Origin of the sequence: Peptostreptococcus sp. MV1 (assembly GCF_000758885.1) — a bacterium.
Lineage (GTDB): Bacteria > Bacillota > Clostridia > Peptostreptococcales > Peptostreptococcaceae > Peptostreptococcus.
The window spans coordinates 1-22541 of the sequence record NZ_JRNB01000085.1; the positions used below are offsets into that span (position 1 = coordinate 1).

At 38.1% G+C, this 22541-nt stretch carries 17 protein-coding genes and 1 pseudogene; 15 read left to right on the forward strand and 3 right to left on the reverse strand.

From position 1 onward, the window contains the following. Window positions 1-181: 181 nt before the first annotated feature. Window positions 182-430 carry a helix-turn-helix domain-containing protein gene (locus tag HMPREF1639_RS06355; RefSeq protein ID WP_036764575.1) on the reverse strand — a complete coding sequence of 83 codons (249 nt, stop codon included), beginning with the start codon at window positions 428-430 and terminating at the stop codon, window positions 182-184. 711 nt (window positions 431-1141) lie between these two features. On the opposite strand from HMPREF1639_RS06355, the pseudogene HMPREF1639_RS06360 reads away from it, so the two are divergent. The 9 genes and pseudogenes from HMPREF1639_RS06360 to HMPREF1639_RS06400 all read left to right on the forward strand — a co-directional run. Then, window positions 1142-1462, forward strand: a pseudogene (locus HMPREF1639_RS06360) (transposase); the annotation flags it as partial. 287 nt (window positions 1463-1749) lie between these two features. Next, a complete protein-coding gene (locus HMPREF1639_RS06365) occupies window positions 1750-3054 on the forward strand; it encodes a pyrimidine-nucleoside phosphorylase (RefSeq protein ID WP_036764579.1) in 1305 nt (434 codons plus the stop codon). Window positions 3055-3441: 387 nt separating this feature from the next. Next, window positions 3442-4032, forward strand: coding sequence for a DUF3867 family protein (locus HMPREF1639_RS06370; RefSeq protein ID WP_036764581.1), 591 nt, complete (start codon window positions 3442-3444; stop codon window positions 4030-4032). Window positions 4033-4138: 106 nt separating this feature from the next. Next, entirely contained in the window at window positions 4139-5563 is a 1425-nt protein-coding gene (locus tag HMPREF1639_RS06375) for an RsmF rRNA methyltransferase first C-terminal domain-containing protein (protein ID WP_052045445.1), read from the forward strand. Between the two features lie 106 nt (window positions 5564-5669). Further along, window positions 5670-6275 carry a signal peptidase I gene (gene lepB, locus HMPREF1639_RS06380; protein WP_036764583.1) on the forward strand — a complete coding sequence of 202 codons (606 nt, stop codon included), beginning with the start codon at window positions 5670-5672 and terminating at the stop codon, window positions 6273-6275. A gap of 62 nt (window positions 6276-6337) precedes the next feature. Continuing rightward, window positions 6338-7993, forward strand: a complete 1656-nt coding sequence (locus tag HMPREF1639_RS06385; protein ID WP_036764585.1) for a nucleoside kinase — start codon at window positions 6338-6340, stop codon at window positions 7991-7993. Window positions 7994-8003: 10 nt separating this feature from the next. Then, the gene (nth, locus tag HMPREF1639_RS06390; RefSeq protein WP_036764587.1) at window positions 8004-8636 is read left to right on the forward strand and encodes an endonuclease III; all 633 of its coding nucleotides are present in this window, start codon (window positions 8004-8006) and stop codon (window positions 8634-8636) included. Window positions 8637-8665: 29 nt separating this feature from the next. After that, window positions 8666-9136 (forward strand): tRNA (uridine(34)/cytosine(34)/5-carboxymethylaminomethyluridine(34)-2'-O)-methyltransferase TrmL, encoded by a 471-nt coding sequence (trmL, locus tag HMPREF1639_RS06395; protein ID WP_036764589.1) that lies wholly within the window; start codon window positions 8666-8668, stop codon window positions 9134-9136. 39 nt (window positions 9137-9175) lie between these two features. Beyond that, the gene (locus HMPREF1639_RS06400) at window positions 9176-10051 is read left to right on the forward strand and encodes a DegV family protein (RefSeq protein WP_036764592.1); all 876 of its coding nucleotides are present in this window, start codon (window positions 9176-9178) and stop codon (window positions 10049-10051) included. Between the two features lie 160 nt (window positions 10052-10211). Here the strand turns inward: HMPREF1639_RS06400 and HMPREF1639_RS06405 are convergent, their stop codons facing one another. Then, a complete protein-coding gene (locus HMPREF1639_RS06405) occupies window positions 10212-11660 on the reverse strand; it encodes an aminoacyl-histidine dipeptidase (RefSeq protein ID WP_036764594.1) in 1449 nt (482 codons plus the stop codon). A 136-nt stretch (window positions 11661-11796) separates the two neighbouring features. Here HMPREF1639_RS06405 and HMPREF1639_RS06410 point away from each other — a divergent pair, with 136 nt between their 5' ends. The 6 genes from HMPREF1639_RS06410 (at window position 11797) to HMPREF1639_RS06435 (ending at window position 21593) form a co-directional block, all read left to right on the forward strand. Beyond that, window positions 11797-14220, forward strand: a complete 2424-nt coding sequence (locus tag HMPREF1639_RS06410; RefSeq protein ID WP_036764596.1) for an endonuclease MutS2 — start codon at window positions 11797-11799, stop codon at window positions 14218-14220. Window positions 14221-14358: 138 nt separating this feature from the next. Beyond that, entirely contained in the window at window positions 14359-16059 is a 1701-nt protein-coding gene (argS, locus tag HMPREF1639_RS06415; protein WP_036764598.1) for an arginine--tRNA ligase, read from the forward strand. A gap of 129 nt (window positions 16060-16188) precedes the next feature. Next, the gene (locus HMPREF1639_RS06420; RefSeq protein WP_036764600.1) at window positions 16189-17643 is read left to right on the forward strand and encodes a carbon starvation CstA family protein; all 1455 of its coding nucleotides are present in this window, start codon (window positions 16189-16191) and stop codon (window positions 17641-17643) included. A 384-nt stretch (window positions 17644-18027) separates the two neighbouring features. Further along, the gene (gene lon / locus HMPREF1639_RS06425) at window positions 18028-20343 is read left to right on the forward strand and encodes an endopeptidase La (RefSeq protein WP_442956602.1); all 2316 of its coding nucleotides are present in this window, start codon (window positions 18028-18030) and stop codon (window positions 20341-20343) included. 111 nt (window positions 20344-20454) lie between these two features. Next, window positions 20455-21075, forward strand: coding sequence for a ribosome biogenesis GTP-binding protein YihA/YsxC (gene yihA / locus HMPREF1639_RS06430; RefSeq protein ID WP_156955958.1), 621 nt, complete (start codon window positions 20455-20457; stop codon window positions 21073-21075). Between the two features lie 308 nt (window positions 21076-21383). Further along, window positions 21384-21593 carry a hypothetical protein gene (locus HMPREF1639_RS06435; protein WP_036764604.1) on the forward strand — a complete coding sequence of 70 codons (210 nt, stop codon included), beginning with the start codon at window positions 21384-21386 and terminating at the stop codon, window positions 21591-21593. A gap of 258 nt (window positions 21594-21851) precedes the next feature. Here HMPREF1639_RS06435 and hpt read toward each other — a convergent pair whose 3' ends face one another. Next, on the reverse strand, window positions 21852-22397 hold the full coding sequence (gene hpt, locus HMPREF1639_RS06440) for a hypoxanthine phosphoribosyltransferase (protein WP_036764606.1): 546 nt from the start codon (window positions 22395-22397) through the stop codon (window positions 21852-21854). Window positions 22398-22541: the final 144 nt, after the last annotated feature.

Here is a 22541-nt window from a genome sequence, read left to right on the forward strand (position 1 = left end):
ACTTTGAAAGCATTTTTGTTACCATCAACGCTATATATTATAGAACCCTTTTTTTCTACCTTGTAGGTATAAAAAAAGCATAGTAGTAAATCGCAACATAATATTACTAGTACTATCTAAAATTAATCAACTTAAAACCAAAAGTGTAAATAAGTTGTTGAATCTTAAAATTTATAACGCTTTACTCTTTATTGATAATCTGGTCTATGGTTAGCTTATGGGAGTTTTTAATGTTAGTTCTCCCTACTAAATAATCTATACTTACATCGTACAAGTTAGCTATTGCAATGAGTGTGGATACTTTAGGTTTACTAGTACCATACTCTATTGATTGGTATGCTTTTTGAGTCACATCAATTTTAGTAAAAATGTATCTTTGAGTATATTTATTTTCTAATCTTAAGTTTTTTATTCTTTCATTTAATAACATAAAAAATATCATTCCTTTCAACAATATAAAATAAACTGTAACTATGTTTTATTTATTATTAATTAATAAATTCTATCGTTTATAACGGATAATTTTATATTTTTAAAAAAATATCAAAAATTTTTGCCCTTAATTCCAGTATTTTCAACGATTTCGAGTTTTTTATAAAAAATAAAAAGTAAGGGGATGCCCCCTTGAAGGCTAGTAGTGAAGTAGTCTACTAGTAATACATTGACAATTTAATACCAATTCATAATTGACAACTTTTATCAGCTATGCGAGTATTGCCATGACCCCGGCGACAGGACGGGATAGCGATAGGCACGCCGACAGAAGCGAAGTTATATGAGTTGGATTTTCACCTTTTTAGGCATCTAATTATATACTAAAATTATTTTGACATATAATTAGGCGCCTAAAAACTTATATCCTGAGGGTGGGTGGGAGTCGCATATAAGCAAGTGGGACGACAAATAAGGATGTAGGAGGTGTAAAAAATGATTAGACTTGCAGTAATTTACAAGCATAATTAAGGGTTAAAACCCAAACTCCACCAAGTGAGAGTTATTCTCGAGTTGGTGGTAGTAAGGGTTGAGATTCTGAGGATATTTTAAGTCCTCCAAGTTCGTCCCCTTCGGGGGACGGGCATTTACGCCTCCATTATACCATACTTTAGGCGACCGGTCAAAAAAATTGGGAGGTAAAAAAATGAAAAAATATTTATTAGGGCTTTATGTCGGAAATGCTGAATTCTCAAAATATTGGTTATCTATATTAAATGAACTAAAAAATAGAGGTCTAAAAGACATTATGATCCTTTGTGCAGATGGCCTAACAGGTATTAAGGAGTCTATAAGTGTAGCTTTTCCAAACACTGAATATCAACGTTGTATAGTGCATCAAGTAAGGAATACACTGAAATATGTTAGTTACAAAGAAAAGAAAGAATTTGCTGCAGATTTGAAGTCAATTTACTTATCAGGAAATGAAGAACAAGCTAGGCAAAATTTGGATGCAGTTAGTGAAAAATGGTGACTACAAGAAGGTTGAAGATGAAATCAGGGCCCTAAAGTCAGCTACAGGAGACAAGGTATTAAAGGTTATTATAGAAACTAGCTACTAGAGCTATGTTAGGTGGTTTCTGTGTCAGCCTATTATCTGCAATGATAGTTGGCTTACTAATGTTAATATAGTATGATTAGATTAGGACTTGTTTGATTAAAGAGTCAAGTCTACTAATTTATATATAAGGCTTAATTAGAAGGTTTAAATTGTGTTTTTGAAAGGAGAGCATACTATAGGAGTATGCGAAGACAAGAATGAGATTTTTAGATATTATTGAAAAAAAGAAAAATAAGTTGGCTTTAACAGATGAAGAAATCCAGTTCTGGATAGACGGTGTAACAAATGATACTATACCAGACTACCAGATAAGTGCCCTACTGATGGCTATAGTATTGAACGGCATGGACGAGCATGAAACTGCCAAGCTAGCAGAAGCCATGATGAATAGTGGTGACGTAATTGACCTATCATCAATCGAAGGTATCAAGTCAGACAAGCATTCAACAGGTGGAGTTGGTGACAAGACTTCAATGGCCCTAGGAGCAATGGTAGCAGCTTGTGGACTAAAGGTTGCCAAGATGTCAGGTAGAGGACTAGGACACACAGGTGGAACACTAGACAAGCTAGAATCTATAGATGGATTTAACTGTTTCCTAACAGAAGACCAGTTCAAAAAGCAGGTTGACGAAATAGGTCTAGCAATAATCGGTCAGACAGGAGAATTAGTGCCAGCAGACAAGAAGTTGTATGCATTAAGAGACGTAACAGCAACAGTAAACTCAATACCACTAATAGCATCATCTATTATGTCAAAGAAACTAGCTTCAGGCTCAAATACAATACTTCTAGATGTAAAGTATGGAGAAGGTGCCTTCATGCAGAATATAGAAGATGCTAAAACACTAGCAAATGCAATGATATCAATAGGCAACAAGCTAGGTAGAAATACAATGGCTATGATAACTGACATGAACCAACCGCTAGGAAATACTATAGGTAATGCCCTAGAAGTTCAGGAAGCCATAGAAACAGTACAGGGTCACGGACCAAAAGACTTTACAGAACTATGCATGCGTGCTGGAGAGATCATGCTAATACAGGGCAAACTTGCATCATCAAAGGAAGAAGCAAGAAAAATGCTAGAAGAAGCCATATCATTAGGCAAGGCCTTTGAAAAACTATTAAAAATGGTAGAATACCAGGGTGGAAATGTAGAACAGATTAAAAATACAGACCTACTTCCAAAATCAAAATTTGTGACAGAAATCAAGTCAAAAGAAGCAGGTTACATCAGTCATATTCACTCAATGCAGCTAGGAATACTAGCCATGCATCTAGGAGCTGGTAGGGCAACAAAGGCAGACCCAATTAACTACGCAGTCGGACTAAAGATGAATGTCAAGAAGGGCGACATGGTTCAAGCCGGCGACCTATTGTGCACAGTTTACCATGATAGTGACTTGACTGAAGAATGGGTGGACAAGATGTACCAGACATTCCAGTATTCAGATGAAAAGGTTGATCCAATACCAATTGTTGAAGCTATTTTAGGTGAATAAGCGTTAAAAATCATATAAATTATACTAGAATCTTATGATAAATAAGAATGAATAGTAGATACTAATTTAAGGGAGTATGAGAAAAAGTCTTATACTCCCTATTTATCTGTGATTGGTAGATTTAAGTGACCCATAATGAATCTATCACTTGAATCCACAATCAAATTCATTTTTTTGAACATATGAATCAAATTAGGTCAAGAGCCATCTCTCTAATGCAAACATATGAATCAAATTGGGTCAAGAGCCATCTCTCTAATGCAAACATATGAATCAAGTTAGGTCAAGAGCAAGCGCCTTTATGGTATCACATAAACCGAGTTTTTATGGTTAAATTAAGCCCTCTAATGGTATAATATACTTAAATCTTACTAAGGAGGTAGACCAATGTCAGACGACAAGATTATAGACTTTGGATCTTTTCAAAATAAGGTCAAGGATTCAGATGTAGATAAATTAGAAGAATATATGTATTCAATGTATACTAAGGTATCTAGTGGTGGTATGAGTCCCCTAGATTTTTCCAAGAGTATCAATGAATTTATGAAGAAGAACAATATTTCAGTGGAGAAATTCGGACAGATGCAGGAGAAGCTCTTGGAGAGGTATGGATTTGATCCAAAGAATATTGAGGAAGATATGAAGAGGATGGGCATTGATATGAATGAGAGTGCCTATATAATAAATAATAATGATAAGGAAGGGGCCTACAGTGTTAGGGATTTTGGTGACAAGCTGGCCTTTTTCGAGAGATATGCTGGTCTTGAGGAGAAGACTATCATGTACTATTTATTGGACAATGGAGTCAACAAGGTAAAATTCATCATGGATGGGGATATTTTGACCCTTGTCAGTGAGAAGAAGATAGATCTATCAGATCCGGATGTAAATACCTTTATAGCTGGATACAGGCAGGCCAACAAGGAAAAAATCAAGGTAGTGATATGTGAGGCAACGAATTCTTATGACTATTTCTAGACATGATATGGATATAAATTTTGCAGAGGATACTTTGAGGGTTTGTGAATCAAAGTCTGAGAACGGCGATATGCCAGGTAATCAATGTGAACCTGATACTGGAGGTATGACGAGTGATAGTACATTGGGTCTGCCAGAAAACTTTTTAAAAGAAATGAAGGAAATCCTAGGTGACGAATATTGGGATTTTCTGAATTCATATAGGGATGAGAAAACATCTGCTATTAGAGTTAATACATTGAAGATGCCGGTGGAAAGGTTCAAGGATTTGGACCTTTTTAATATTGATTTTGACAGGGATAGGATTACTTGGGCGAATGAAGCTTATTATATATCTGCTGACCAATACCCTGGCAGAAATCCACTTCACGATGCAGGGGCCTATTATATTCAGGAGCCGTCTGCCATGAGTGTGGTTGGTCAGACTCAAATAAATGAGGGTGATAGGATTTTGGACCTTTGTGCTGCACCAGGTGGCAAGTCTACGTATATACTTTCCAAGCTGAACCATACAGGACTTTTGGTTTCAAATGAGATAAATCAAGGCAGGGTCAAGGCCCTAGGCGAAAATTTGGAAAGATTTGGTGCTATAAATTCTGTTATAACTAATTCAGATTCGAGTCAATTATTAACGTTTTTTAAAGGTTTCTTTGATAAGATATTTATAGATGCACCATGCTCTGGTCAGGGAATGTTCAGAAAGGACGATTTTGCGATTGCAAACTGGTCTCAGGCCAAGGTTGACGAGTGTGCTAGTATCCAGACCCAGATTATCAGGGATTCCTATGATATGTTGAGGGATGGAGGTATGCTCATATATTCTACCTGTACCTTTACCAGGAAGGAAAATGAGGACATAGTCGAAGCTTTTCTAGCCGACTACTCGGATGCCAGCCTAGTAGATATGCACAGGTTTTGGCCCCACAAGGATAGGGGTGAAGGACATTTTTGTGCTAGGATAGTCAAAACTAATCTCGGTGTAGTTGATTCTGAATATAGGGGGTTGGACTCGTCAATTGGCGAGGATGGCACCAATAAGGATGAGGCTCAGATTAAGGTGAAAAAATCAAAGAAAAAGAAGCAGTCAAAGGGAAGACCTGACAAAAAAACATCTGCTAATATTCATTTGTTTGATGATTTTTCGTCTAATTATTTGACAGCAGGTGGTTTGACCCAGCTACTTGGTGGTGGAATGATTGCCAGAGATGATAGGCTGTACTATCAACCTCTTGATATGGACCTAAAGGGATTAAAGGTCTTGAGGTCAGGTCTATTTATTGGAGAATTCAAGAAAAATAGGTTTGAACCAGCCCATTCCTTGGCTATGGCTATGAGGCCTAGTGATGCCAAGTATAGCATTGATTTTGCCTATGATTCTGATGAGGTCAGCGCCTATTTGAGGGGAGAATCGATTACTACATCCCAGTCTAGAGGTTGGGTTCTAGTAACTGTAGAAGGTGTGTCCCTAGGATGGGGCAAGGAGTCAAATGGGGTTCTCAAAAATAAGTACCCAAAGGGACTTAGGAGGTAGATAGACTAGAATAATGAATTCTAGTAACTAATAAATTTATAGGACTAATTAAGGATTGCAGATAATAAATTTTCAGTTTTAGTTAGGGTTGAGGAAGGAGACTAAATTGAGTCGAGTAAAGAAAAAAGGATTTTTCCATGAAGTTAAAGAAATTATTAAAGTTTTCCTGATGGCAGCAGTTTTGGCTGTGATTATAGTTCAGGTTATCAGGCCAACTAGGGTAGATGGTCTATCAATGTACCCAACCCTTGAAAATAGTGACTATTTGATAATAAATAGGGTCAGCAGGTTTACCGGTGTCAAGAGGGGGGATATAGTTGTATTTGACAGTTATATGCCTATCAATACACTTACAACACAGGAAAAGGGAATAGCTAAGAAGCTGATGGATTTTATTTTACAAGATGACAGTACTACCAAAGACTTGGTGAAGAGGGTAATAGCTGTAGGTGGTGACCATATCTCCATAAAGGATGGGGTTGTCAAGGTAAATGATAAGGTCCTAAACGAGGACTATATTTCTAAGGATAATTATACAGACGGCAATATAGATGCTGTTGTACCAGAGGGTAAACTTTTTTGCATGGGTGACAATAGGAGGAATAGTTTAGATAGTAGGTATTCAGAGGTAGGCTTTGTGCCAGAGTCTAGACTAGTTGGAAACGTGTTGGTTAGACTATTTCCTTTGCAAAACATAGGAAGAGTAAAATAGTTATTTGAAATTCAAGGGGTTTGTCTCCTTGAATTTTGTCGTAGTATGAAGGGATAGATCATATGAAGAGTTTAAGTATTAGAGTTGACGGCAGGGAAATTAAAATTCCAGATAGTAAGGTTAGGTTGGACAAATTGGCAGAAATGTTGAAGGACGACTATCAGGGACATATATGTATGGCTAAAATAAAAAATAAATATCATGATCTCAACTATGTGATACATACTGACGAGGATGTCCACCTAGTGGATACCACTAGTGAGGATGGCAGACGATTATACTTTAGGGTTTTGTCTTTTCTATTGGTAGTTGCTTGTAGGGATGTATTTGATAATTGTAAGGTATTTATAAAGCATTCTATTGCCGGTGGCTTATACTGTACATTGAGGATGCCAAAGGATTTGACTGATGGAGATGTTGAAGTTTTGAAGGCCAAGATGCAGGAATATATTGATAAGGACTATAAAATCACCTGCCACTATATGCCAAATGACCAGGCCATTGACAAGTTTGAAGAGGTCAAGAGGTTTGACAAGTCCAATCTTTTGAAATACAGGGATGATGATTTGACCAAGGTATATGAGTGTAATGGCTACTTTGATTATTTTTATGGTCATATGTTCCCATCAACTTCTTATATCAAAGATTTTGACCTAGTAAGGATGGGTGATGGTTTGGTAATTCAGGGACCGGACAAGGGTATCAGGGGAAAGATGTCCAAGTTCAAGGCCTTGCCCAAGCTATCTGATATATATAGGGAGTCAGAACAGTGGTCTAGGACTCTTGGTATAGAGACTGTAGTTGACCTAAATGAAATCATAGAAAATAAGGAATACGGCGAGATGATAAGGACTGTTGAGGCCCTTCATGAAAAGAAGATAGCAGAGATAGCAGATATGATAGTCCAGAGAAATAGCAAGCTAATATTGATAGCGGCCCCTTCTTCATCAGGTAAGACTAGCTTTGCCCATAGGTTGTCTACACAATTGAGGGTGAATGGCTTGACACCGCTGCCTATATCCCTTGATGATTATTTTGTAGATAGAGAGCATACACCTAAAGATGAAAATGGTGAGTATGACTTTGAGTCAATAGATGCTATTGATATAGACCAGTTTAATAAGGACCTAAATGACTTATTGAATGGTAAGGAAATTGTAAAAATTAAATTTGACTTTATGACTGGTTCAAGAGTTTACACAGACAAGAAGTTGAAGTTAGAGGAAAATCATCCTATAATTTTAGAGGGAATCCATGGCTTGAATCCAAATTTAACAAAGGCCATATCTGATGACTTGAAGTTCAAGATATACTTGAGTGTTATAACTCAGATAAATTTAGATGACCATAATAGGATACCAACGACTGATTTTAGGTTGATAAGGAGAATGGTTAGAGACCATCAATTTAGGAATTCCAGTGCTGAGAGGACTCTTGAGAAGTGGGCATCTGTCAGAAGAGGGGAAGAAAGAAATATATTCCCATACCAGGAAGAGGCAGATGTTATGTTTAATTCTGCTAGCGTATATGAATTATCGGTTCTAAAACCAAGGACTATAAAGTTGTTAAGGCAGGTTGATGAAGATTCCAATCATTATTTGGATGCCTTGAGACTGAGGAAGTTTTTACAGTATTTTAACCAGATAGATGATACAGGAGACATAGGTCCGACATCTATAATTAGGGAATTTATAGGTGGTAGTAGGATAGTCGACTAGAGGAGAAAAAATGGCAAGAAAGAAAACGAAAAAGGAAACAATAGATATATTAGATCTCCTGATGGACCAGCATCCTGATGCCCATTGTGAATTGGTGCATACATCGGCCTTTGAGCTCTTGATTGCGACTATACTATCGGCCCAGTGTACGGATGTCAGGGTAAATATGGTCACAGAGGTCATGTTTAAAAAATACAATCAACCACAGGACTTTAAAAATCTTAGCATAGGCCAAATAGAGGACATGATCAAGACCTGTGGCCTATACAAGAGCAAGGCCAAGAAGATAAAGGAGACATCGTCCATAATAGTTGATGTCTATGGGGGCCAGGTGCCAGACACCTTAGAAGAATTGATAAAACTACCAGGTGTAGGCAGAAAGACTGCTGGAGTGGTCTTGAGCAATGCCTTTGGAGTACCTGCCATAGCTGTAGATACCCATGTGTTTAGGGTTAGCAATAGGATAGGTATAGTCAAGGAGTCTACACCTGAAAAGACTGAATTTGCCCTTATGAAGGCCATTCCCAAGGATAGGTGGACTCATTCACACCATCTTTTGATATTCCATGGTAGAAGGGTCTGCAAGGCTAGAAAACCAGAGTGCGACAAGTGTTATATCAGCCATATGTGCAATTATTTATAGTAAGTATAGTAAGGAAGGGAGATGATATTATGGCTATCAATGTAGTGCTTGTTGAGCCAGAAATACCACATAATACAGGTAACATAATCAGGACCTGTGCGAATACAGGAGCGGTACTCCACCTAGTTAGACCGCTAGGATTTTCTTTGGATGACAAGCACCTAAAGAGGTGTGGGCTAGATTATTGGGATATAGCTGATATACAATATTATGATAGCTTTGAAGAGGTCCAGGAAAAGAATAAGGGGGCCAAGTTCTTCTATTCAACAATTAATGGTCAGCAAAATCATACAGAGGTCAAGTATGAAGACGGGTGCTTTTTAGTTTTTGGTAAGGAAACGAAGGGCTTACCTAAGGACCTAATAAGAGATAATATGGATACTTGCATCAGGATACCTATGAGAGGTATAGAAGGTGCCAGATGTCTTAATTTATCCAATTCAGTTGCTATAGTTGTATATGAGGCTATGAGGCAGTTGGAATTTGATGGCTTGATCTAGAGTTTATTTAAGGTTTGGTAATAATTTATGGAGGAAAGTATGAACAAGATAAAGATAGTCTGTGATAGTTTATCTGATATGACCCAGGACTATTTAGACTTATATAATATTGATATGCTACCACTTAGTGTCATAATTGATGGTGTTGAATATAAGGATAGGGTTGACATAGATGGAGAAAAGTTTTATCAGCTCTTGAGGAATGAAGGAGTGATACCAAAGACTTCTCAGGTCACATTTGGAGCCTTTTACGAAAACTTCAAAAAGCATTGTGAAGCAGGATATGATGTCTTGTATATATCTGCTGCAGCCAGTGCTACTGGAACCTACCAGAGTGCCCTTTTAGCCAAGGCAGAGTTGGAAGAAATTTATGACAGCAAGATTAGGGTTGTAGATTCTAATACCCTTTGCTTTACCATATCAATTCTGATCATCAGGGCCTGCCAGCTGAGAGAAGAGGGTAAGTCTATAGATGAAATAGTGGACCATATAGAGTCTGTGAAGGACATGGCTTATGGATGTTTTTTATGTGATGACCTCTTATACCTTAGCAAGGGTGGTAGAATATCTGGTACCAAGGCTACTATAGGTACAGTTTTGGGCATAAAACCACTTTGCATATTAAAGGATGGTATAGTTGATAATGTAGGTGTTGCCAGGGGCAAAAAGAATGTAGCTATCAAGCTAGTGGATATAGCCAAGGAAAATGGAATATCTAGTCTAGAAGGTAGGACAGTATATATAGGATATTCTGATGACCTAAAAGAAAGAGATAGGTTGGAAGAAGTCATAAAAAGGGAGTTAAATCCTTCAGAAATAAGGTACTTTATGATTGGGTGTGGAATTGGAACCCATGGAGGACCAGGAACAACAGGATTTATTTGTTGGAAGGATGGCGCAAAAGATTTATTATAGGAATTATAATTTGGTCTATCTTATATATGGACCATTAATAAGGGGACCAGCATTCTTGGAAGAAAAAATGAATGCTGGCCCCCTTTTTGTGGTCTGGATTTTAGAAATCAAATCTAGGCCTTATTGTCATATTGATTTGTCGATACTGTCATAGAGTAGTCTAAAGTATTTCCAATAACCTTATAATAAACTCCCAGACCCTGGCTACAGAGTCTACTTCTACATGCTCCTGAGGAGTATGTACATTGTACATATTTGGTCCTATAGAAATGGCTTCAGCCTTGTGTCTTAGTTTGTTGAGCAAGATACCACATTCTAGGCCACAGTGCATGACTACTACATTTGCTTCCTTGCCAAAAGCTTCCTCGTAGGCTCCTATAGCCAGCTCTTCTAGCTTGGATTTTTTGTTATGCTCCCAGGCTGGATACTCTGAAGAAAATACCAGTTCAGCGCCAACCAGACCTGCCAGTCTAGTCATAATAGTCTTGACATAGTCCTTTTTGGAGTCCACTGAAGACCTTATAAGGCTGATAAATTCTATATTCTGCTTATCTTCGTTGACTATAGCAAAGTTTGAAGATGTTTCCACCATATCTAGGTCTAGTGCTCTTGATATAATGCCATTTGGTATCAGGCTAAGTAGGTCGACTATCTTATTCTTGCAATCGTCTGTAAATACCTTGAAATCAGTAGGTGCAGACCTTCTTAATTCTATTTTTAGCTTAGGGTCGGTAGGGTAGAATTCCTTTTGTATCTTGGCTGATAGCTTTTGAATCTCTCTAACAAGACCTTCTAGGTCTTCATTTCTAATAGATAGGACAGCTTCACATTTTCTAGGTATAGCATTTCTCTTGGAGCCACCATTGATGTTGAATAGGTCGTAGTCATAACTGATGGAACTCAATATCCTGCCCATGATTACATTGGCATTGGCCCTCTGCTTGTCTATGTCCATGCCTGAATGTCCACCAAATAAACCCTTGATATTGATTTCTAGGGCTAGATTTGTAGGTATTGCAGGCTTGTATTCCTTTCTAAGGACTATGCTAGCATTGACAGCACCGGCGCAACCAACTAGGATAGAATCCTCTTCTTCAGCATCAAGGTTCAAGATATATGTAGACTCTAGGTCTGACATATCTAGCTTGTTGACACCTACTAGACCAATTTCCTCATCTACCGTAAATACACATTCAAGGTTTGGGTGTGAAATATCCTCACTCTCCAAAATAGCCATCATATATGCGACACCCATACCGTCATCGGCACCAAGAGTAGTCTGGTTGGCTTTTAAGCTATTACCTTCTAGTATTAAATCGATTGGATCCTTGTAAAAGTCGTGGTCCACTAAATCACTAGCTTCTGGCACCATGTCCATATGGGCCTGCAGCATAAGCGTAGACGCATCAGTCCTGCCATTAGTTGCCGGCTTTTTTACAATTAAATTTTTGTAGCTATCCTGGTAGGTATCTAGACCTAGGCTCTTGGCAAAATTCATAATATAATCGCTGATAGCTCCCTCGTGACCGGATGGTCTAGGGATTCTTGAGATACATTCAAAATTCTTAAAAACCAGTTCTGGAAATAAACCTTCTGTTACATACTTCATCTCAAAGCACCTCCCCAAGTAATATAATTCCAAATTAAATCTTTACATATATTATAACATGGTTAGAGGCCTATGTGGTATAATATTGTGGATAGAAATTAAAGTATACATCAAAGTATCGAAAAGGATGGTGAATATGGAAGCAAAGTTTTATAAGGCACTAGAATTAAATAAGATAATAGATATGCTAAAGGCCAAGGCTACATCTAGTCTAGGTCTTTCAATGATAGAAAAATTGAGACCAATGTCAGATTTCGAGGAGGTAAGGACGGCCCAAGAGGAAACTACTGAGGCCCAGTCAATACTCATAAACAGGGGGCATGTTCCACTAGAGGGAATCCACGACATATCAGACAAGGCCAAGAGAGCAGATCTAGGTGCAGTCTTGGATCCTAAGAGTTTACTAGATATAGGTGATACTATGAGGGCTACTAGGATACTGAGCAATACACTTAGTAGCAATATCAAGAAGGAAACATTTGGTAATTCAGAGACTTCAGTGGATGAAGAGGAAGAGGGTATCAAGTATCCAATAATCCAGAGCCTTGCGACATCTCTCTACATACATAAGGAGATTGAAGATGAGATATTCAATGCGATTATAAGTGAGTTGGAGATAGCCGATTCTGCATCGGCAGAACTCAGGACTATCAGGAGAAGGATCCTGCAAAAGAACCAATCTATCAGGTCCAAGTTAAACGCTATAATTTCGTCATCTACATACCAAAAATACCTCCAGGATGCAATTATATCTATGAGGGGGGATAGGTTTGTAGTGCCAGTCAAGGCTGAGTACAGGTCTATGGTGGCTGGTATCATTCATGACCAGTCTTCATCAGGGGCTACATTGTTTATAGAGCCTATGACTATTGTAGAGATGAATAATGACCTGAGGCAGCTAAGGCTCCAGGAAAAAGAGGAGCTAGAAAGGATCCTAGCTAACCTATCAGATATGGTAGGTCAGGTCAGCAGGGAGCTTATATCCAACCAGGAAATCCTATCCAAGTTGGACTTTGCCTTTGCCAAGGGAAAATTATCTATAGATATGAAGGCAACCGAACCAAGCTTGAACCGAGATAAATTAGTGAAAATAGTTGCTGGTAGGCACCCCCTACTGGATAGAAAATCAGTTGTAGCCAATGATATTGTCCTAGGAGGAGACTATTCTACCCTATTGATAACGGGTCCAAATACTGGTGGTAAGACTGTAACTATCAAGACTCTAGGTCTTTTTGCCTTGATGACCCAGTGTGGACTCCACCTATCAGCCAACTACGGAACTAGTATGTGTGTATTTGACCAGATTTTTGCAGATATAGGTGACGACCAGAGTATAGAGCAGAACCTATCTACCTTCTCATCCCATATGACTAGGATAGTGGACATAGTGGACCAGGTAACGGACCAGTCCTTAGTAATATTTGACGAATTGGGTGCGGGTACAGACCCAGAGGAAGGGGCTGCCCTGGCAATAGCAATCTTGGAAAATATCAGGTATTCAGGGGCATCCTGTATAGCGACTACCCACTATAGCGAATTGAAAAAGTATGCCCTAGCCAAGAAGGATGTAGAAAATGCTGCAGTAGAATTTGATATGGAGACTCTGTCTCCAACCTATAGACTCTTGATAGGGGTACCAGGTAAGTCAAATGCATTTGAAATATCTAGAAAGCTAGGCCTGAGCGAGTACATCATAGACCAGGCCAAGAACTTCTTGACTAACGATGATATAGAGATAGAGGAAGTCCTACAAAATGTAGAAAAGAGTAGAATCAGGATCCAGGAAGAACTAGAAAGGGCCCAGAGGTATAGACAGGAAATAGAGGATATGAAGCTGGACTACCAGACCAAGCTAGAAAAGCTAGACCAGTCAAAGGCCAAGGTCCTAGAAAAGGCCAGAAGCCAAGCATTTTCTATAGTTAGGCAGGTCAAGGAAGATACTGATGCCATGATCAAGGAAATCAGAAGGGCTGATAGGTTGAGAGATAGCAGGGACAAGGACCGTAGACTAGAGGAAATCAGAAAAGAAATCAGCCAGTCAATGGGCAAGCTCCAGCCAAGTGTTGAGAGTATGGTGGTGCCAAAATATGCCCCTAAGGAAATCAAGAGCCTAAAGCCTGGAACAGATGTAAACATTATAACCCTAAGACAGGACGGTACTGTAATATCTGCTGACGACAAGAAGAAAGAAGCCCTAGTTCAGGTTGGTATCATGAAGATGAGCCTACCATACAAGTCCCTAAAACTCATATCCAAGAAGGAAAAATCTACCGTGACTAAGACTACGAGACAGGTCATAAATTCTAAGTCAGGTAGTGTAGAGAGGAAGGTAGACCTAAGGGGTATGAATCTTGAAGAGGCTACTATGGCAGTTGAAAAATACCTGGATGACGCCTGTATGGCAGGACACGAGGAAGTGACAGTCATTCATGGTATAGGGACAGGTATCCTGAAAAAAGGCATGACAGAACTTCTCAAAAAGAACCCACATGTTAAGACCATGAGGCCAGGACAATATGGTGAAGGTGGGGCAGGAGTAACTATAGTAACAGTCAAGTAATGAGGAAGAAATATAGTAGGTGATCATCAATAAAATACCACTTAAAGTATTGAAAAAATCAAAAAAATGGTATATCATATAATACTGAAGAATGCAGAATAATTATACGACTATAGATAGTACATGGGAGGAAAAATAATGGCAGATTTTAAGAAACTGATATCCGAGTCTATCAAATCTCAAATATCAGATTTGACGGTTGAAGAGATAAGAGCCCTAATAGAAGTACCACCAAACAAGGATATGGGTGACTATGCCTTCCCTTGTTTTAAATTAGCTAGGATATTTAGAAAGGCTCCAAATGTAATAGCAGAGGACCTGGCAGGGAAAATCCAGCCAACAGATGACATAAATAGAGTAATAAACCTAGGAGGCTATGTCAACTTCTTTGTCAACAAGGAAAGCCTAGCCAAGAAGGTAATCAAGCAAATATTTAATGAAAAAGAAAATTATGGTAAGAGTGAGTTTGGTAAGGGGAAAACTGTAGTGGTAGAATTTTCTTCTCCAAATATAGCCAAGCCATTCCACATTGGTCATGTAAGGACTACTGTGATAGGTAATGCCCTAAGTAAGCTATACCAGTCACAGGGATATAATGTAGTAAAGCTTAATCACCTAGGAGATTACGGTACTCAGTTTGGTAAGTTGATAGTAGCCTACAAGTTATGGGGAGATAAGCAGACAGTAGAGAATGACCCAATAAAGGAACTACTGAAATTATACGTGAGATTTCACGACGAAGCGGATTCTAAGCCAGAAATGGAAGACGAAGCCAGGTCATGGTTTACCAAGTTGGAAAATGGTGACCCAGAAGCAATAGAGCTATGGCAGTGGTTTAGGGATGAAAGTTTAAAGGAATTTGAAAAAGTATATAAGTTATTGGATATAGATTTTGATTCATATGCAGGAGAATCTTTCTACTCAGACAAGATGCCAGCAGTAATCAAGGAATTAGAAGACAAGAACCTACTAGTAGAATCTGACGGTGCCATGATAGTAGACCTAGAGGATAGCAAATTGCCACCAGCCCTAATACAGAAGAGGGATGGTTCTACACTTTACCTAACTAGGGACTTAGCATCAGCCTTCTACAGAAAGAAGACATATGATTTTGACAAGTCCATATATGTAGTTGGTTCTCAGCAAGAGCTCCACTTCAAACAGGTATTTAACGTTATCAAGAAGATGGGATATGACTGGTACCAAGATATGGTGCACGTTCAGTTTGGTATGGTTGCCTTAGAAGAGGGCACAATGTCAACTAGAAAGGGAAGGGTAGTCTTCCTAGAAGACGTCCTAAACCAGGCAATAGATAGGACTAGAGAGATAATAGAAGAGAAAAATCCAGAGGCAGGTAATATAGATGAAGTAGCCAAGGCGGTAGGAGTGGGAGCTGTGGTGTTCCAGGAATTATCAAACAGTAGGATTAAGGACTACACATTCTCATGGGCTAGGACACTTAGCTTTGAAGGTGAAACAGGACCATATGTCCAGTATACACATGCTAGGTGCTGTGCTGTACTTAGAAAGGCTGGTCAGTCGGTTAGTTCAGATATCAACTATGAACTCCTTTCTGATCCGGATGCAGCAGATGTCCTAAGCGTATTGGAGACATTCAACAAGAGTATAATGACTGCCATGAAGAAAAATGAGCCACATATAGTGACTAGGTTTGTATTAGACCTAGCTCAGGCCTTCAACAAGTTTTACCACAACAGCCCAATCTTGGTTGATGACGCAGACTTGAAGGCAGCAAGATTGGCCCTAGTAGAAGCTACTAGACAGACAATTGAAAATACATTAAAGCTTTTGGGAATGAAAGCACCTCAGAAGATGTAGGATGTAAACATCCTATACAGGCTTAAAATAGTGGACTGTTCTCAAATAGGATGGTTTACAGTGATAGAAGCCTTAAATGAGTAAATCAATCATTGTTGATTTAAATAAAATTTTAGGAGGTATTATAAAATGACTACTTTTATAATTGGACTAATTATACTAATAGGTGGTGGCTTAGCCTATGGTAAAGTCTGTGAAAAAGTCTTTGGACCAGATGACAGACCAACACCAGCTAATAGTATAAACGACGGTGTAGACTATGTTCCTATGAAGAAGAGCAAGAATGCACTAATTGAATTACTTAATATAGCAGGTACAGGCCCAATTCTTGGACCTATCCAGGGTATATTATTTGGACCTATAGCATTCCTATTGATACCAATAGGTTGTGTTCTAGGTGGAGCAATGCACGACTACTTCTCAGGTATGATTTCTATCAGAAGTAATGGTAAGCAGATGCCAGCACTTATTCAGGACCACCTAGGTGGCAAGGTTTACAAGATATACAACATCTTTGTAATCGTGCTAATGATCCTAGTTGGTGCCGTATTTATTTATACACCAGGGGACCTAGTTGTAGCTAGTTTATTAGGTCAGAAAGCTATCAGTACAAACCCAGTAGTTTGGATAGTATACGCTGTTATATTCTTCTACTACTTGGCAGCAACACTATTCCCAATAGACAAGATTATTGGTAGAGTCTATCCAATATTCGGTGCAATCCTATTGTTATCAGCAGTTGGTATATTCTTCGGTCTATTTGTCAAGGGATACCACTTAGACAATGTAACTGCAGCTAACTGGATGGGAATACATCCAAAGGGAACTCCATTACTACCAGTATTTTTCGTAACAGTTGCATGTGGTATAGTATCAGGATTCCACTCAACTCAGGCTACACTAATTGGTAGATCAGTATCTGATGAAAGGGAAGGTAGAAGAACTTTCTACGACATGATGATACTAGAAGGTTTCATTGCCATGATATGGGCAGCAGCAGCTATGGGTATTTACTACAAGGGTGTACCAGCAGAACTAGTTGGTAAGCCGGCAATTATAGGCCTAGTGGCTAATGATATGCTAGGTAGCATAGGTGGTCTAATTGCCGTAATCGGCGTAATAGTATTACCTATTACATCAGGAGATACAGCACTTAGAGCAGCTAGATTGATGATAGCAGATGCTATAGGATATGACCAGTCAAAGGCTAAGAATAGAGTAACTCTATCAATCTGTATATTTGTACCAGTTATAGCAATCCTAGTATTTGCCAAGCTAAATGCAGAAGGATTCAATGTATTATGGCAGTACTTTGCATGGGCTAACCAGACTATAGCAGTATTCGCCTTTGCTATGATTTCATTGTACTTGTTCAAGTTAAAGAAACCATATATGATTAGTTTGATACCAGGTATGTTCTACACATATATCATATCTGCCTATTTACTAAGTGCCAAGATAGGTTTCAATTTGCCACTAAATGTTGCCAATATAGCAGGTATAGTGATAGCATTTATATATGCTTACCTAGTAATTAGAGCAGGTAAGAAGGCTTTATCAAATTCAGATAAGCTAGCAGCATAGTTTTGAATATATTTGATTAATATTAGTAGACCTTGTCAGTGGGTCCCCAGTGGACTTACTTGACAGGGTCTATTTTTGTGTAAAGTAGTTAAGTAGAAATAAGTCCCTAAATAAAAATAAGAAATCTATTTTTGCAATAAAACTCCAATAACAAGCACATTTTTGCAAAAAATACCAATAAGTTCTATATTTTTGGGATATTTATATTGAAAATAGGTATACATAAAGTATATAATAGGGTTAAATGTAATTTTGCATATTGAAAGGAGTTAAGATATGAGTAAAATTGATGATAAGATAGATGAAATAGAAACACTTGAGTCAGACTTGGACGAGAACCAGACTAGTGATCAAGAAGTGATAAAATTTAGAGAACAAACAGAGATGCCAATGATTCCGCTAAGAGGAATATCAATATCTCCATGTATTCTTCAGTCTTTTGATATAGGAAGACTAAATTCAATTGAGAGTTTTGAACTATCCATGCTAAATGATGAAAAGATATTTTTAGTAAGCCAAATGGATTCAACTGTTGAAAACCCTACAATTGATGATATATATACCATAGGTACAGTCTGCAGTATCAAGCAGGTAATTAGGACATCAGACACTTCTATCAGGGTCTTGGTAGAGGGTATTGAAAGGGCTAGATTAGAGTCTATGAAGATAGATGAAAATGATGCCTGGATAGGTGAGATTACACCAATAGAGTTTGATGAAGAAAAATTTACAAAAGAACAGAAAAATACACTGGAGGCATATTCTAGAAGACTCTTGAGAGGATTTGAAGAGTACCTTAGTATAGCAGCCGATGTGCCTACAGATGCTGCCATGGACCTATCAGATGCTGAAGGATATTCTATGATAGTTGATATAGTTGCATCTAGCCTCTTTTTGAAGTTTAGTGACAGGCAGAAGGTACTGGTTACCCTAGATATAGAAGAGAGGATGAGACTCTTGTATGACTACCTCTTGGAGGAGTTAGAGGTAATCAAGATTGACAAGAAGATCACCACTAATGTTAGAAAGCAGATGAACAAGATTCAAAAGGATTACTACCTTAGGGAACAGTTGAAGGCTATTCAAAAGGAGCTAGGTGATATCAGTGATGATGTACAGGAAAAAGAGTATAGGGATAAGTTAGACGAGCTAAAAATTCCTGAGGAAACACGTGAGAAGATTGAGAAGGAAATTGAAAAACTTGAGAGGACTCCTTCTAATTCACCTGACTACAATATTTTAAAGAACTACCTAGACACTATATTCTCACTTCCATGGAATAAGGAGTCTAGGAACAGGTTTGACATAAACAAGTCTGAAAAAATACTAAACGAAGACCACTATGGCTTGGATGATGTTAAGGACAGGATTCTTGAGTACTTGGCAGTCAGAAAGCAGTCAAAGAATATGAAGGCACCGATTATATGCCTAGCAGGACCTCCAGGTGTAGGTAAGACTTCTATAGCCAAGTCAGTTGCCAGAGCAATTGGTAGACCTTTTATAAGGATATCACTTGGTGGTGTCAGGGATGAGGCTGAGATTAGGGGTCATAGAAGGACCTATATAGGGGCCATTCCAGGTAGAATTATAAATGCCATGAAGGAAGCCAAGGCCAAAAACCCAGTTATACTATTAGACGAAATCGACAAAATGTCTAGTGATTTCAAGGGTGACCCAACATCTGCCATGCTAGAGGTACTGGATCCAGAGCAGAACAAGTACTTTGTAGACCACTATTTAGAGCTGCCATTTGACCTGTCAAAGGTAATGTTTATTACAACTGCCAACGACCTAAGGCAGATACCTAGACCATTACTTGATAGGATGGAAGTAATAGATATTGAAGGATATATAGAAGAAGAAAAACTCGAAATAGTTAAGAGATACATATTGAAAAAACAGATCAAAGAAAATGGTCTTCATAAGGATTTTATAACTATTGACGATGAAGTAATCAAGTTTATCATTAGTAGGTATACTAGAGAGTCCGGTGTCAGACAGCTAGAGCGTACAATTGCTAAATTGTGTAGAAAGGTAGTCAAGGAGATGGTGGGTAATCCTGATATGGAACCTATAAACTTGAATAGGGAAAAGGTCGTAGAATACCTAGGTACTGAAAAGTTTAAGGAAGACCCACTAGACCTAAATCCTCAGGTTGGTGTAGTAAATGGACTAGCCTGGACAGCTGTAGGTGGAGTAACTCTAGAGGTAGAGGTCAGTGCCCTACCAGGTAAGGGTGGAATAGTCCTTACAGGTATGATGGGAGATGTAATGAAGGAGTCAGCTAGGACGGGTATTTCATATATCAGGTCTATAGCAGACAAGCTAGGAATACCAGCAGATTTTTATAAGGACCAGGATATACACATCCATATACCAGAGGGGGCAACTCCAAAGGATGGTCCATCAGCAGGTATAACAATGACCCTAGCTACAATATCAGCCCTAACAGACAGACCAGTTCCAGGAAATATAGCCATGACGGGTGAAATCACCCTACGTGGCAGGGTCTTGCCAGTTGGTGGCGTCAGGGAAAAGGTCCTAGCTGCCTATAGGATGGGTATCAGAAAGATACTACTACCTAAGGATTGCAAGGCTGATATTGACAAGATACCAGAAAATGTAAGGCAAGATATAGAATTTGTGCTAGTAGAGACTATGGACCAAGTAATTGACATAGCCTTGATGGATAAAGAATAGGTTGGTGCTATGGCTAAGAATAATACTAAGAAAAAGAACAACAAAAAAACAATGACTAATCCTCCTCATTATTACAAGAGTCGCCAGAGCGAGGTTCCGACTGAGGCAATAATGAAGATTAAGAGTGCAGAGATTACCATGAGTGCAGTCAACAAGAGCCAGTATCCTGCAGAGGGCATACCAGAGATTGCTCTAGCAGGTAGGTCAAATGTTGGAAAATCATCCCTGATAAATGGTCTTCTAAATAGGAGGACCTTTGCCAGGACATCCTCAACACCAGGTAAGACAAGAACTATAAACTTTTACCTTATAAATAATGAGTTCTACTTTGTAGACCTGCCAGGATATGGATATGCAAAAGTATCCAAGACAGAAAAAGACAAGTGGGGCGGCATCATGGAGCGCTACCTAGAAGATAGGGAAGAACTATGCGCAATATTCCTATTGGTAGATGTCAGGCATGAGCCAACAGCAGACGACCAGATGATGTATGACTGGATCAAACACTTTGGCTATGACTGTGTAGTAGTAGCTACCAAGGCCGACAAGATCACAAGAGGTCAGTACCAAAAACACGAAGCCATGATCAGAAGAAGACTGAATATGGACAAGGACGATAAGCTAGTGATTACCTCATCATCTAAGAAAAATGGTCTGGAAGACCTTTGGGAGACAATAGTAGGCCAGTATGAAAAATATGGCTACCAGATTACTTATGAAAAAATGATATAAGGTCTGTACTAAGGAAATACAAGTAAATATAAGTAAATACAAGGAAATACAAGTAAATTCTTGTTTGTAACTTGGATTAGAATTAGTAATATCATATGTTTATTCGCTGAAAAATCGAACTCACGATGAATCGTGAACGATATTTTCTAACGCTCACTTCACATTGATATTACATAATTCTATCCAAATGTTACAATTCAAGAATTAGTCTGTATTTCCTTGATTTTTTAATTCGCAATTGATATACTGAAAATGAATAATTTTATAAAATACGTATAATGGAAATGTGTATTTTTAAGGAGATAATTATGGAGAAGAAAAAATGGATTTTTACAAACCAAATTATTGTTACAGTGCTCTTTGTAGTATTTTTTATTCGTAGTGCCTATATAAATAAAAATATTGAAAATTCTATATACACTATTCTTATATTTATAGTACTAACTATAGCTAACTGTGTTCATTATAGGAAAAGTATGTATAAGAATATAACCTCTAATGAAAAACATATTTCATAAATATATGGATAATACAAAAAGGAAATATTTGTTAGGACTTGCTAGCTAATAATTAGATAAAATTAAGTAATACCACCACGATGACGAGGAATAAAAAATCCAATTGCGTAGTAACTCTGGATTTTTCTGAGTCGAGTGTATGGTATTACAAATTTTAGTCTAGATTAGTGGCAAGTCCCCACAATAATTCAACGATATTTTTCTAAATTGCCCTTACGGGCTAATTTGAATTCGGTTCAATCATTACAATTTATTATTTTAACGTAATTCATCTGTAACATTAAATATATAAGGAACATTCCTATACATATCTTCAAAGTCAAATCCATATCCAACGACGAATTTATCCTCTATTGAAAATCCTACATAATCAGCTTCAAATTCCACCTGTCTTCTACTAGGTTTATCCAATAGTACGCAAGTCTTTAGACTCTTTGGATTTTTTCCTGCTATATGCTTGTAGACAAAGTCCATTGTGTTGGCTGTGTCTGCTATATCGTCCAGTAGTAGGACGTCGTATTGGCTAATGTCGTCTATCGTGATGTCGGCCTGGACCCTGACCCTACCACTTGAGTTTGTAGAGTTGCCGTAGCTAGATGTAGTCATAAAATTGACCCTCAATCTAGGTATATCGATGGCCCTGACTAGGTCTGCACAAAAGATAAAACTGCCCTTTAGTAGTGATATGACTAGCAGGTTTTTATCTTGATAATCTTTTTTGATTTCCTGGCCGAGTTCCTTGATTCTAGTCTGTAAGGCCTCTTGGTCGTACATTATTTCCCATTTTCTCTCTTCTATATCCATTGTAACCTCCACATTTATATTATTTTTCACGGTCGATATTACTGTTGATTAGTATGTTACTATTATATCATATTTTTTATTTACTGCGTAAATTGCAATATCAATTTGTACACTTTTTTGTCCTTCCTGCCAAAATATCAGAAC

Bases quoted from the DNA above. Each gene is read 5' to 3' on its own strand.
- HMPREF1639_RS06355 (WP_036764575.1), bottom strand. From the start codon at position 430: ATGTTATTAAATGAAAGAATAAAAAACTTAAGATTAGAAAATAAATAT.
- HMPREF1639_RS06365 (WP_036764579.1), top strand. From the start codon at position 1,750: ATGAGATTTTTAGATATTATTGAAAAAAAGAAAAATAAGTTGGCTTTA.
- HMPREF1639_RS06370 (WP_036764581.1), top strand. From the start codon at position 3,442: ATGTCAGACGACAAGATTATAGACTTTGGATCTTTTCAAAATAAGGTC.
- HMPREF1639_RS06375 (WP_052045445.1), top strand. From the start codon at position 4,139: ATGACGAGTGATAGTACATTGGGTCTGCCAGAAAACTTTTTAAAAGAA.
- HMPREF1639_RS06385 (WP_036764585.1), top strand. From the start codon at position 6,338: ATGAAGAGTTTAAGTATTAGAGTTGACGGCAGGGAAATTAAAATTCCA.
- nth (WP_036764587.1), top strand. From the start codon at position 8,004: ATGGCAAGAAAGAAAACGAAAAAGGAAACAATAGATATATTAGATCTC.
- trmL (WP_036764589.1), top strand. From the start codon at position 8,666: ATGGCTATCAATGTAGTGCTTGTTGAGCCAGAAATACCACATAATACA.
- HMPREF1639_RS06400 (WP_036764592.1), top strand. From the start codon at position 9,176: ATGAACAAGATAAAGATAGTCTGTGATAGTTTATCTGATATGACCCAG.
- HMPREF1639_RS06405 (WP_036764594.1), bottom strand. From the start codon at position 11,660: ATGAAGTATGTAACAGAAGGTTTATTTCCAGAACTGGTTTTTAAGAAT.
- HMPREF1639_RS06410 (WP_036764596.1), top strand. From the start codon at position 11,797: ATGGAAGCAAAGTTTTATAAGGCACTAGAATTAAATAAGATAATAGAT.
- argS (WP_036764598.1), top strand. From the start codon at position 14,359: ATGGCAGATTTTAAGAAACTGATATCCGAGTCTATCAAATCTCAAATA.
- HMPREF1639_RS06420 (WP_036764600.1), top strand. From the start codon at position 16,189: ATGACTACTTTTATAATTGGACTAATTATACTAATAGGTGGTGGCTTA.
- lon (WP_442956602.1), top strand. From the start codon at position 18,028: ATGCCAATGATTCCGCTAAGAGGAATATCAATATCTCCATGTATTCTT.
- yihA (WP_156955958.1), top strand. From the start codon at position 20,455: ATGAAGATTAAGAGTGCAGAGATTACCATGAGTGCAGTCAACAAGAGC.
- HMPREF1639_RS06435 (WP_036764604.1), top strand. From the start codon at position 21,384: ATGGAGAAGAAAAAATGGATTTTTACAAACCAAATTATTGTTACAGTG.
- hpt (WP_036764606.1), bottom strand. From the start codon at position 22,397: ATGGATATAGAAGAGAGAAAATGGGAAATAATGTACGACCAAGAGGCC.